This window comes from Phyllobacterium sp. YR531 (genome assembly GCF_000282595.1).
Taxonomy (GTDB): Bacteria; Pseudomonadota; Alphaproteobacteria; order Rhizobiales; family Rhizobiaceae; genus Phyllobacterium.
This window is the reverse complement of sequence record NZ_AKIZ01000038.1, coordinates 86,516-98,958: the sequence shown is the minus strand read 5'-3', so window position 1 is coordinate 98,958 and position 12,443 is coordinate 86,516. Positions and strand designations below refer to the sequence as shown.

Sequence of the window (12,443 nt, the reverse complement as noted above, 5' to 3'; positions counted from 1 at the left end):
TTTACTGTCGCTTTACTAAGGCAAAAGCATGACTGACCGCAAGAGCGGCCGTCAGACGTAATGGTCAGATACCACCAATATCGACCGGCTCACCAACGCCCCACAGCGTTCTGAATGAAATATTGAACCCGAACGACGTTGTTTTATCGCGTTCGACGCCGTTTATAGCAACCGGCTGTTCTTGCTGATAATACATGCTGTATGTGAAGCATTCGTCGTCATAGGCAATAGCTGCCTTGCGCTTAACCAATGTTTCGGACACGAGGTCGTACGTACCAGACCCAAGAACGCGCCAGTTAGGTGTTACCTTGGCTGATCCGCCCACAGTAACTTCGTGGCGATCCTGTTCGAAACCATAGGTCTCCTGTTTGTCAATGAACGCGTATTTGACAAACGCTGTGCCGAACTTGCCTTCTGTCGTGCTGGCAACTTCGGCCCGGCGAACATCAAATGTCTCCTTGTCGAAACGTCCGCCTGTCGTCACGTTGAACCGGCCGTAATTGGCGCCGATCATGGCAACGTAGTCTGAGCGGTCATCTTCAAGACCGGATTCCGCACCAACATTGACGAAGTCGTCCGTGTCAAATGAGTTCAATCCAGCAATGTGGAAGGACTGGCCGGCAATACCGTTCAGCGACCAGCCATTGTTGAATGTACCGGAATATCTGACGCCGAGATTGACGCGTGTGCCGCCTTCAACCCGGTCGTAACCGGAGAATTTATCTCGTTCGAACAGGCTTGAAGCATCGAAAACAAAGCTCTGCGCATCTTCGTTCGGCATGTCGCCCGCATAGGGTTCATTATTGCGAACAAAAAGCTGAGCAGTTGGTTCAAGCACATGTGTTGAACTGGTCGCTGAGAACAGGATAGGCCACCGTGCTTCGAGGCCGGCAGTCGCCATGCCGCGGAATGCCTCAGAACGCACCACACCAACAGTGTCAGAATCCACATACATTCCATCGCCTCGCAGGGCGAGAAGAGGGGTAATGACGAGTCCATTCGGCGCGATGAAGGTACGTTTCCATTCCACCTCGGCAGTCAGACGGCCATCATTGCCTTCTATGCCGGAAATATAACCTGCGCGGTCTGTCAGGCTGAAGCCGTTGCTTCCGCTGCGTTTTTCACGATGAAGTGCCTGAAGATTAACGTCAAAATTCAACTCCCCGCCCCACACGGACTGTGTTGGAGTGTAAGCATAGTCCAGACTTGGCATGACCCAAGGCTGACGTCCCTCATATGAATTGGGACTGGAATTCTCAATCGCTTCCTGAACCAGGAAGTTGTAGAAACGAAGATCAAAATAATTACGGTCGTTGATGCCCGTCAGATAAATCTGATTGGTTATGTTGTAATTATCGTAGTCATCAATGCCATAGCGATACGCAAACGACTTGTCCGTCTGCGCCATCACGTTCCAGCCTACAGTCCAGCGTGGATTGATATTGATTGCGCCTTTCGACGCGATCAAGCCTCGTCCCGTGTTCTGCCGGTCAACGTTTTGATCATCTGGAATGTTGGTATAATGGAAAGCATTTGGGTCTTGCTGGCTGATACCGGCGACCTTGATCGAGTATTCGCCATTTGTCAGGCGATGGCGCCATTCAGCTTCACCCAGAAAACCTTGCTTGCTGTAGTAAGTGCCAGTCAGCGTCAGGTCATAATTTGGTGCGAGTGCCCAAAAATAGGGGACACTGACGCCCGAACCGAGATCATCTTCTGACTTATAGCTGGGAATGAGAAAGCCGCTTTTGCGCTTGACCGTTGGATCAGCAATTTCAAAAGCCGGAAGGAAAGCCAGCGGCATACCGAACATCTCAAAGCGGCCGCGTTCAAAACGAATGGTCTTCTTCTTGCCGTTCCACACGATCTTTTGTGCGCGGACCTGCCAGAGCGGCGCTTTGTCCGGCTGTGCACGGCAAGGCTCGCAGGCAGTATAAATGCCGTTGTTAAAGGTTGTGATTTCGCCACCGATGCGCTCTGCGCTTTCGGCTGCAAATCTCGTATTGTCAGCGGATTCAACGCGCAAGGCATTAACGAAGCCTTCGCGGAAATCGTCGGTGACATCAAGATTTTCGGCATAAATGCGATTGCCGTCTTTTTCGACGATCTCGACCTTACCCATAGCCTTCAGGCGGCCCGTCTTCTGATCGTAGGTGACCTGACGCGCTACAAGACGGTTTCCATCATAGTCAATCTGCACGCCACCAACTGCCGAAATGGTCTTGGCGTTGATATCGTAAACGAGCTCATCTGATTCCAGCAGCAATTGTGCATTTGGATTCGTCTGAACATTACCAATAAGTGCATCATTCGTTTGGGCATAGGCTGGGAGCGAAATCCCGCCCGCAAGGCATAGCACTGCCGTCCCGCACAACAGACGTGCGAGCCACGACGGTAACACCGAGCGCGTTACATTCAATCCCACTCTAACCATCCTCCTTGTGCAACAGAAAGGAGACCCCAAAAAATGTTGCAATCAACACGGGTGTCCATGCGGCAATGAAAGGCGGAACGAATCCCGCATTACCAAATGCCTTGACCACAACAGTGACGACATAAAGCACGAAGCCCGCGAGGACGCCACCCAGAATCATCGTTCCGGATTGTCCAAAGCGAACAAATTTCAACGAAACTGTCGCGGCGATCAAAGTCATCGCCATCAACAATGCCGGTAAAGCCAGCAAAGACTGGAAATGCATGTCAAAACTGTTGGCCGAATAGCCGAAAGAACGGGCTGCGGCAATTTTGTTACGCAGCTCGAAAAAAGGAATTGTTTCTGGCTTGGCGAGGCTTTCTTCAACAAATTCAGGGCGAAGATGCGTCGGAATGCGTACTGAAGGTTGCGGAACAGGTGTTTCACCAAGGACGAATTTCGTCACATTGTTGAGTTCCCAATAGCCGTCTTTCAGGTCAGCAGTGCGTGCATCAAGACGTTCCTGAATGTCCTGATTCTTGTCCAGCCGGATAAAAGTTGCATCAACCAATCGTAAACCACGATTGACGATAGATTTTGCACCGATGATGGTTTCGCCATCTTCGGTCTTCTGCCGGAGCCATGGCACACGGTCCGTGCCCACATCATTTGCCTTGCCGGAACGCCAGTTTGCAGTGATCTGCTCGCTCTTCTCATAGCCGTGTGCGGCGAGGGGATTGACCAGCAGAATGGCGATGAGGCCGAAAAGCAGCGCTCCCGCGCATGCCGGCAGCAGGAACTGCCATGCCGAAACACCCACAGAGCGTGCAACCACAAGCTCATATTTGCGGTTAAGCGAGATCAGTGTTGCCATCGCAGAGAACAGGGCGATGAACGGGAATACCTGCTGCATGATGAAAGGGATACGCATCGCCGATATGCCGAAGGCGGCGAGCGGCGAATAATCCGGCAGTGACGATAATTTACCGGACAATTCGGTAAAATCCAGAATCAGCGCCAATGCGAAACTGCCCAGCAGAAAATATGCCGTGATCGTCACGTAGCGCAGAAAGAAATATCGTCCGAGCGTCCAGCCTATCATTAGCGATGGCCTCCACGCCTGCGTTTGAACAGCCGGTTACTTGCGCCTGCGAAGGCTTCCTGCCGTGCTGCCAGATTCGATTTCAACCATCTTGTCCAGCTGTCAGGCAGACCAACTTGTCGGTTTGTCACCAGAGCATAGGTCGCTGCCAGAGCGGCAAAGAGTGGTATGGCTATAAGGAGAGGCAACAAATCCGCATTTTTGCTGGTATTTTGCCCTGTGGAATAGGCAAGCCAGAATACGATCAGGCTGAGTGTTATCGCGGTAAACGACGCCGAAATGCGTGCTTCACGATGGGAGCGCGAGTCGGCTGCTGCCGCCAGTGCGATCAGCGCGAAAACGAAAGCATAGCTCCATTCGGTGAAACGCTTGTAAATCTCGGATGTGAACCGCAACGGATTACTCTGATATTGCTTGTCATTCGGATCCGGATTCAGCAACTCATCCAGAGGGCGGTCTTTCGCAAAAATGGTCGGTTCTTTCTCGTCTGCTGCCAGAAATGCTGCCAGATCAAGTGCATATGTATTGAACTTGATGATGGAAACATTACCGGTCTTGACGTCGCGGCGATCAATTTCACCATCTTTCATCACCAGCAGGCTCTGGTTTCCCGTTTCGACGACCAGACCTTCCTTTGCGTAGTAGATCAGATCAGTCGTTGGATCGCGTGAATCCGATACAAATAACCCTTTGATGGAGCCGTTGGAGTCACGTGCTTCAATCTGGATATAGAGATTGTCTGCCAGTTCCTGAAAAGCGCCCTGTTGCACCACAAGATTGACGACGTCTGCATTGGCGTCGGCAATCATCTGGCGCATGTTAAGGCTTGAGTAGGGGGCAATGAAATTGGCAATGACAAAGGAGGAGATAGAAACCACCGCTGCAAAAACCAGAACAGGGCGAATCACGGCAGAACGTGGTGCACCGGCGGCATTGATAACCACCAGCTCCGAGTCCTGATTCATGGTCGAAAGTGTTTGTGTAACGGCAATCACGAGCGCGAAGGGCATGACCAGTGGGAAGGCCGATGGCAGCAGGTTGGAGCTGAACTTGAGAATATAGAAAAAGCTCTGCCCGCTTGTCGTCAGGAAGTTGATACGTCCCAATACCTGGACAATCCACGTCACGCCGACCGCCGAAAGCAGGACAGCAAAGAACATGACGACGATCCGTCGCAAGATATATATCTCAATCAGGCGCATGTCATGTTTCGCAAGAAGAGTTCCGCCACCTTGTTTAACTACCGGACCGGAAAGTCCGGCTGTTCAGTTTATTCCATGAACCCCATGGAATTTTGGGACGAACCCGTTACGTCTTCTATATATAGACTTTAGTTTCAATCTAGTCAGGCTTGGCTAAAAATAGGCGAAGAAAGCTGGTTAACAAGGTATTAGTCCACATACTTCGTCGAGTCCCTTATTTCATCACCTTTGACGAATAAGAAAATCACGTTTTGTTCAATCCGGAGATATCATGTCCAAACGCCCATCCATCAGTTTTGCAAAGCACGCGCCAGTTGAAGGTAACACCGCCGTTCTGCTCGTAAATGCTGAAGGCAAGATCGCCGCAGCCGCCGAATCCATCATTGGTGCCGCTACGTTGTCGCGTATCATCAATGTCTCGGATTTCAAGGGAAAACTGGCTTCTGGTATTTCCACAATCGCTCCTGCCGATGTTCAACTTGATCGTCTGGTGCTGATAGGAGCGGGTGATCCGGACAAACTTAAGGCCGATGATTGGCTGAAACTGGGCGGCGCAGCACTTTCAAAAGTTGCCGGTGTGAAAAATATATCGGTCATTCTGGCGCTTCCCGATATGGAAGTTACAGCTGAAAGCGCTGCAGAATTTGCACTCGGCATGCTGCTGCGGTCCTATAGTTTCAACAAATACAAGACCAAGAAGAACAAGGACGGCGAGAAAGACTACCACTCCGCACGGATAACAATCCATGTTGCGGACCCTCAGGCAGCGAAAAAAGCCTTCGCACAGACCGAGGCCGTTGCGGAGGGCGTCATTCTGGCCCGAGATCTGGTCAACGAACCTGCAAATATTCTTGGCCCCATTGAATTTGCCGAACGTATTGAAGAACTAAAAAAGCTTGATGTGAAAGTCGAAATCCTTTCAGAAAAGGATATGAAGAAGCTCGGCATGGGCTCACTTCTCGGCGTTGCACAAGGTTCTTCGCGTCCGGCTCGTCTGGCGGTCATGCAGTGGAATGGCGGCAAGGGCAAAGATCAGCCCGTTGCATTTGTCGGAAAGGGTGTCACCTTCGACAGCGGCGGTCTCTCCATCAAGACTGCTGGTGGCATGGAGGAAATGAAGGGTGACATGGGCGGCGCTGCAGCAGTAACCGGGCTGATGCACACTCTCGCCACCCGCAAAGCGAAGGTAAATGTCGTTGGCATTGTCGGTATCGTCGAAAACATGATCAATGGCGAGGCGCAGCGTCCCGGCGACATTGTGACGTCAATGTCGGGTCAGACCATCGAAGTGCTCAATACCGATGCGGAAGGACGCCTCGTTCTTGCGGATGCACTTTATTATTGCAATGACCGCTTCAACCCCAAATTTGTTATCAACCTTGCCACGCTGACTGGTGCGATCATGATCGCGCTTGGCCTTCACTATGCAGGTCTTTTCTCCAATGACGATGCACTGGCCGACCAGCTTTTGGAAGCCGGGCAGGGTACGGGTGAAAAACTTTGGCGCATGCCGCTTGGACCGGAATATGACAAGCTTCTGGATACAAAAAATGCCGATATGAAGAATATTGGTGGACGCTATGGCGGAGCAATCATTGCAGCACAATTTCTGAAACGGTTTGTCGGCGATACGCCCTGGGCTCATCTTGATATTGCTGCGACGGCGATGGGAGCGCCTGCCAACGAGTATAGTCAATCATGGGCCTCCGGTTTCGGCGTGCGGCTTCTTGACAGGCTGGTCCGGGATAATTTCGAAAGCTGACGCCTGTCGCTGATTGAATTTTGCGATAGGATTGGCATCAGTGTTATGCGTGGTTCGACAAGCTCACCATGATGAATGGGGTGGCTGGCATGACGGTCATGGAGTTGCGGCAATGTCATCTGCATTCTCCAGCATCCCTCATGGTGAGCTTGTCGAACCACGCATGACGTTGCTGCCGTCACATTGACTGTCGACGCTCCAACTTGAATGGCCGCATGAATGACTGAAATTCTCTTCTATCATCTGACTGAATCCACGCTCGAAAATGCATTGCCGGGTCTGGTCGAGCGTTCTTTGGACCGGAAGTGGAAGGTTGTCATTCAGACCGGCTCGGAAGAGCGCCGCGACAGTCTGGATAATCACCTTTGGACGTGGTCCGATTCGTCATTTCTTGCTCACGGCACTGATCAAGAGGCCAATCCGGAAGAACAGCCGGTTATTCTGACAACCAGCGATACGAACCCCAATGCTGCAACAGTGCGCTTTCTTGTGGACGGCGCGATTCCAAGTGATGCTGAAAATTACGAGCGGCTCATTCTCATGTTTGACGGCCATGACCAGCAGCAGCTTGAGCAGGCGCGCGCGCAATGGAAACTGTTGAAGGATCAAGGCCACGCACTGACCTATTGGCAGCAGAACGATGAAGGGCGCTGGGAGAAAAAGGCTTGAGGGGGGCGTTAATGCGTTTTGTTTTTCTGTTTTTGCTTATTGTCGGTGTTGTTTTTGGTATTGGCGGGCCATGGGTCGCGCTGAATTTTTCGGGTGAGGAAATCGGAAGCTGGCGCGTTTATGACCGGCCCGGACCTTACAAGCCGGTTTCGATTGTCCTCAAAGCGGAGGACGCGCCAATACGTGCCTTTGTCGATATGCAGACAATCCGCAATTTTATTCCGACGACAAGCCGGACAGCGCTGACTGCTGTCGTAACGCACAATGGCAAGGATGTCCTTGTTGAAACGCTGAATTACACGGGATCGAAAGCCACGAACAAAGGTTCGCCGCAAGGGCAGCAAGTCTATCGCGACGATATTGGCGATATCGATCCGACTGAAGATGGGGAATATCTCTTCACCATCGGGCCCGGCGATTTTGATGGTTTGGAAGTGGCGCATGTCGATCTGGTACTGCGCAAAAATGCGGTAATGGTTGACTGGCGTATCCTGCCGGCAGGTCTTGCCCTGATCGTGATCGGCATTGCGGGACTTTTGTTTTTGCGCCGCCGCAGCAAAGCATCAGCCCCCGTCGCTCCTCCTGCACCCAAATGGGGTCGCAATGGCTGAACCTGCCACGAAATTCCCGACGATGATAACACCGAGACTGCGATTGCGGCAGTTTGAGTCAAAGGACGACAAAGGTCTCCATGCCTGTCTCGGCAATCATGATCTCGTGCGGTACTGGGATTTTGCTCCGTGCAAAAACATTCAGGAGACGCGGGGCTGGGTTCGCGCTCTCGCAAAAACCATACAGCCTTATTCAGCCATCGCCTGGGCTGTCGCAGATATTCAGAATGATGAATGTATCGGGATGATCAATTATCATCATCGCGAAGCTCATAGCCGCAGGCTTGAGATTGGCTATATACTTCAGGCTGACTACCATGGCAGGGGCTTGATGACCGAAGCCGTGCAGCAAATGATGACGCACTGCGTCGATCAGCTGAAGACCCGGCGTATTGCCGCGATAATCCATCCCGATAATGATCCCTCGATCCGTCTGGCAACCAGACTAGGCTTCAAGCTGGAGGGTGGACCATTACGCGATTATTGGCGGGTAGGGGATCGGTTTATGAGTCCCATGCTCTATAGTTTTATTGCAGTTTGACAAAAACTGCGGCGATGCATCGAACCGGTAAAGATCATTATGGCCATTGCTGAGACTGACTTGAAAGCCGACCCTGCAATTGTCAAAAACTGGGTGAAAGGCTGGGCGCTCACCCGCCAAGTGCCGCCGCCTGTTTTCGAGAATGGAGCCTATCGCGTGGAAGTCGGCCTTCCGGATCAGACGCGACGTTATGTTTTTTCTGAATACTCCGATAATGTGCGTCAGCATGCAGAGGCGATTACCGAGCCTTTGGTTTTCCTGAAAATCTGCGCCCCGCCAAAGCTTGTCCGGCCGAAACTGCCTTCGCGCTGGCAAATCCAGTCGCCCGGTTTCATGATGTTGCTGGATGGCAGAATGCGAGGAGACATTGCGGAGTTGCCTGCCGGATATTCGTATCAGCATCAGGTTCATGAGCACATGACATTGCTTAACATTGTGGATAGCGCCGGCGAAATGGCAGCTACCGGGAGAATAGCTTTCCCGGGCGGGCTGGCCGTGTATGACCGGATAAGCACGCATGAAAGTCATCGCCGCAAGGGGCTTGGCCGGTTGATCATGAAGCAGCTGGAGCTGATTTCACACGGCAAGAACGTTTACAATGCTGCGCTGGTCGCTACTCCGGATGGCAGGGCGCTTTACGAGACGCTCGGCTGGCAATTGCATTCGCTCTACACGACCGCCGTTATTCCCAAGCCGGAATGATAAACGTCAGGAAAACTACAGTTTCATCGCGAGCTGGTCATTTTGTTTTGTTCTTGGGGTAATTGTATAGGCGCAACGGCGTGCGCCTTTGAGAATGTGCTCAAAGCGCTTGACTTCAACATCGGGCCCAAGTGCTGCCTGAAACACGTCAAGTTCAGAGCGGCAGAGCTTTTGGCATGCTTTGGCGGCAACGCAAATGGGACAATGGTTCTCAACGAGAACAAGATTGCCTTCGGCATCCCGGGTGCTGGCGGCCATATAACCTTCCGCTGATCGAATGGCCGCAAGCTGTTCGACCTTGGCTTCAAGACTTTCAATTGGCTCTAGTGCCAGCTGGTACTGATTAAGAGTGGCCTGCTCGCGGTGCGAAATCAGCTGATCGAGACCAGCCTCGCCAAAAACCGCAGAAATCGATGCAATAAGATCTCTGGTCAGTCCGGCATGATTATCGGGAAACTGCCCGTTTCCCGCCTCCGTCAAATGCCAGAAACGCTTCGGTCTGCCAACGCTTTCGCGGCTGTCTTCGTAATCCACGAGACCGGTTTCATGTAACCTGCCCAGCATCTGCCGAACCGCAACAGCCGTAATATCGAGACGCTGCGCCAATGCCGCAGCGGTCTGGGCTCCTGTCACTTTCAGCGAATAAAGCATACGGTTGGTCGTGCGATCCTGCATGCCGGCAATATAGGGATAAAAATTAAAAAAGCTATTGCTTGTTTTATAAACAGGAATATAAAAACAAAAAACTTATTAAATTGAGGAAATGCCATGAGTGACCATGCTCCAACCGGCGATGCACGCTGGGCCGAACTGTTGACTGCGAAATATTCGGCAGCCACGACAACCCTATGTCTGGGTGTTGCCCTCTTTGCATTCAATGGATTTCTGGTTTCAACGTCACTCCCCACCGCCGTTGGTGAGATTGGTGGCATTGAGCTGATATCCTGGGCATTCACGCTTTATCTGGTGTTTTCCATTGTTGGCGGTGCCAGCGGTGCTTTGCTGAAGGCTCGCTTTGGCTCGCGTACCGCACTTGTTGGCTCGGCTTTGGTCTTCCTTGCCGGTACGCTTATTGCAGCCTTTGCCTCGTCCATGACTGAAGTCCTGATAGGCCGGGCGTTGCAGGGTATCGGCGAAGGTATTATCGCCGCAACCTGTTATGCGCTGATCCCTGAATTGTTTCCGTCCCGGCTTGTGGCAAAAGTATTTGGTGCTGAAGCGGTTGTGTGGGCTGTCGCTGCATTCGGCGGTCCGCTCGTGTCCGGCATGCTCACCGAACACCTTTCATGGCGTGCTGCATTTCTAGTCAACGTTCCTCTCGGCCTGATCTTCATTGCGCTGACATTTCGCATTGTGCCGCGTTTTTCCGGCGAAGTTCAGCGTTTAAGCGTTCCGTTTCTGCGCCTGTCTGCCATCGGAGCAGGTATCATGCTCGTTGCACTGGCCAGCATCATGCAAACTGTATCGATGGAAGTGTTGTTCGTTGCGGGCGCGGCAATTGTTCTGGCGTCAGTCGTTGCAATCGATCGTCGCAGTGAAACGCCTCTGTTTCCATCCGATGCCTTTGCCCTTAATTCAACTGTTGGCATTGGCCTTTGGGTTGTCCTGCTAATGCCCATCGCACAGGCCGTGACATCAGTTTATCTGGTGATGACCTTGCAGAACCTATGGGGTTACGGCCCGACAAAGGCAGGTGCTTTCAGCGCAACTTTCGCTATCGCTTGGAGCCTCTTTGCAATTCTGGTCGCCAATATTCAGGACCCGCGCCGCCGTGCATGGATGATCCGCCTTGGACCCACGCTGCTTGTCAGTGGTCTGGCGATCATCGTTTTCGGCTTTTCCCTCGATAAGCCGCTGGTTGTCATGCTCGGTCAGATATTGATTGGCACAGGTTTCGGCATAAGCTGGGGCTTCCTCAGCCAGACAGTCATGGAAGCTGCCAAAAGTGGCGAACGGGACCGCGCCTCAGCCTTGCTGCCAACGTTGCAATCTGCTGGTTATGCCATCGGGGCTGCTGTATCCGGTCTTGCCGCCAATGCGGTCGGTTATCCGTTGGCAACAACGCCGGATGCATTGCGGGAAGCCTCGATCATGATTTTCGCGGTATCGACGATCATCGGATTGGGTGCGTTGATTGCGGGCTACGCGCTACCACTGCGTAAGAAGACAATGCTTGCTATCGATTTGCCCAAGCTTTGACAGACTTTCAAGGGTTTAGCTCATGCGGAGCCCTTGGAAAATCCAGGAGAGGGGGTTATCCCGACCTGCAAGCCTCCTCTCTTGGACCAATTTGAACGCTGTGGACCAAGCTAATCAGAAATCCGCTTGAGAATATCCCGACCGATGGGTTTTACGGGTCCGCTGCGCAGTACAAGCGATGTCGTGACAGCGCCATAACGCGCAATGGAATCGACGATGGTTTCAAGCTCTCCCGGTGTGGGCACAAGTGCCTTCAAAAGGAAGCAGTCTTCGCCGGTGAGCCTCAGTATCTCAATGATATGCGGCATCGCGGCAAACGCCTTGAGGCACGGCGCAATATTCTCATGTGTTGTGCGCAAACGAATAATTGCCATCATGCCAAGCCCGAGTTTTGCTGCGTCCACCTTTGCACAATAGCCCGTTATGATACCGCGCTCTTCCAGCCGCTGTAGGCGTTCGGATGTAGCTGGCTGCGATAAGCCGATACGGCGCCCCAGCTCGGAAACAGATATCCGCCCGTCCTCCTGCATGATCTCGATAATTGCCAAGTCGGTCGGGTCCAGCTGTTTCAAGATTAAAAACCTTTAGTTCATCGGTTTAGGCATGCTTTCTCCGATGGATCATCATGTCAATCAGCTCCTTCGCACGCCAGAATATTCAACTTCATTATTGAATTCAGGAGTTATGAATGGACGATATAATTATGCTCCCCGGTAGTGGTGGATCAGGCCCAAAACACTGGCAGACGCTTTGGCAGGAAAAGAACGAGGGGATTAACCGATTTACACCGAACTCCTGGGATCAGGTGGAACTTGCTGACTGGATCAGAGCGCTTGATCGCGCTGTCGAGGCGACTGCCCGACCACCGGTACTCGTGGCGCATAGTCTTTCATGTCTGCTGGTTTCATACTGGGCGGCAAGAACAAATCACACCGTTGCCGGGGCCTTTCTGGTTGCAGTACCCGATCCGCAGTCAGCCGCCTATCAGGCCGAAGATGCCTCATTGGCAGGTTTTACTAATCCGCCAATTGCTCCGTTGCCTTTCCCCGCATTGATCCTTGCAAGCGACAATGATCCGTTTGGCAGCATGGAATACGCCAACATGCGCAGTCAGCAGTGGCATGCGCCAATGATCAATGTCGGGTCGGTCGGTCATATCAATAGCGCCAGCAATCTTGGAGCTTGGCCGCAAGGTTGGGCATTGCTGACTGCTTTCAGAGCAGGGATCGCCCATCATTGAAG

At 52.3% G+C, this 12,443-nt stretch carries 12 protein-coding genes; 7 read left to right on the top strand and 5 right to left on the bottom strand.

The features are described from left to right. Positions 1-64: 64 nt before the first annotated feature. Genes PMI41_RS21890 through lptF form a run of 3 tightly spaced genes read right to left on the bottom strand, consistent with a single transcriptional unit; the run spans position 65 to position 4,717 of the window. A complete protein-coding gene (locus tag PMI41_RS21890; RefSeq protein ID WP_008128508.1) occupies positions 65-2,425 on the bottom strand; it encodes an LPS-assembly protein LptD in 2,361 nt (786 codons plus the stop codon). A 1-nt stretch (position 2,426) separates the two neighbouring features. Further along, a complete protein-coding gene (gene lptG, locus PMI41_RS21885; RefSeq protein ID WP_008128507.1) occupies positions 2,427-3,515 on the bottom strand; it encodes an LPS export ABC transporter permease LptG in 1,089 nt (362 codons plus the stop codon). Further along, the gene (lptF, locus tag PMI41_RS21880) at positions 3,515-4,717 is read right to left on the bottom strand and encodes an LPS export ABC transporter permease LptF (RefSeq protein WP_081497182.1); all 1,203 of its coding nucleotides are present in this window, start codon (positions 4,715-4,717) and stop codon (positions 3,515-3,517) included. Before lptF ends, lptG begins: the two co-directional genes overlap by 1 nt. 271 nt (positions 4,718-4,988) lie before the next feature. On the opposite strand from lptF, the gene PMI41_RS21875 reads away from it, so the two are divergent. The 5 genes from PMI41_RS21875 to PMI41_RS21855 all read left to right on the top strand — a co-directional run bounded on the left by PMI41_RS21875 (position 4,989) and on the right by PMI41_RS21855 (position 9,002). Next, positions 4,989-6,479: a leucyl aminopeptidase gene (locus PMI41_RS21875; protein ID WP_008128504.1), complete on the top strand. Its 1,491-nt coding sequence runs from the start codon at positions 4,989-4,991 to the stop codon at positions 6,477-6,479. 219 nt (positions 6,480-6,698) lie between these two features. Further along, a complete protein-coding gene (locus tag PMI41_RS21870; RefSeq protein ID WP_008128502.1) occupies positions 6,699-7,148 on the top strand; it encodes a DNA polymerase III subunit chi in 450 nt (149 codons plus the stop codon). Positions 7,149-7,159: 11 nt separating this feature from the next. Continuing rightward, positions 7,160-7,759, top strand: a complete 600-nt coding sequence (locus PMI41_RS21865; protein WP_008128500.1) for a hypothetical protein — start codon at positions 7,160-7,162, stop codon at positions 7,757-7,759. Further along, a complete protein-coding gene (locus PMI41_RS21860; RefSeq protein WP_040856354.1) occupies positions 7,752-8,300 on the top strand; it encodes a GNAT family N-acetyltransferase in 549 nt (182 codons plus the stop codon). The genes PMI41_RS21865 and PMI41_RS21860 overlap by 8 nt, the downstream gene beginning before the upstream one ends. A gap of 39 nt (positions 8,301-8,339) precedes the next feature. Next, the gene (locus tag PMI41_RS21855) at positions 8,340-9,002 is read left to right on the top strand and encodes a GNAT family N-acetyltransferase (protein ID WP_008128498.1); all 663 of its coding nucleotides are present in this window, start codon (positions 8,340-8,342) and stop codon (positions 9,000-9,002) included. A 15-nt stretch (positions 9,003-9,017) separates the two neighbouring features. On the opposite strand, the gene PMI41_RS21850 is transcribed toward PMI41_RS21855, so the two are convergent. Further along, positions 9,018-9,677 (bottom strand): metalloregulator ArsR/SmtB family transcription factor, encoded by a 660-nt coding sequence (locus PMI41_RS21850; protein WP_008128497.1) that lies wholly within the window; start codon positions 9,675-9,677, stop codon positions 9,018-9,020. Between the two features lie 93 nt (positions 9,678-9,770). Here PMI41_RS21850 and PMI41_RS21845 point away from each other — a divergent pair, with 93 nt between their 5' ends. Next, positions 9,771-11,201, top strand: coding sequence for an MFS transporter (locus PMI41_RS21845; RefSeq protein ID WP_008128496.1), 1,431 nt, complete (start codon positions 9,771-9,773; stop codon positions 11,199-11,201). 110 nt (positions 11,202-11,311) lie between these two features. Here PMI41_RS21845 and PMI41_RS21840 read toward each other — a convergent pair whose 3' ends face one another. After that, positions 11,312-11,773, bottom strand: a complete 462-nt coding sequence (locus PMI41_RS21840; protein WP_008128495.1) for an Lrp/AsnC family transcriptional regulator — start codon at positions 11,771-11,773, stop codon at positions 11,312-11,314. A 116-nt stretch (positions 11,774-11,889) separates the two neighbouring features. Between PMI41_RS21840 and PMI41_RS21835 the strand changes: the two genes are divergently transcribed. Beyond that, positions 11,890-12,441: an alpha/beta hydrolase gene (locus PMI41_RS21835; protein ID WP_008128494.1), complete on the top strand. Its 552-nt coding sequence runs from the start codon at positions 11,890-11,892 to the stop codon at positions 12,439-12,441. The last annotated feature ends 2 nt before the right edge of the window (positions 12,442-12,443 follow it).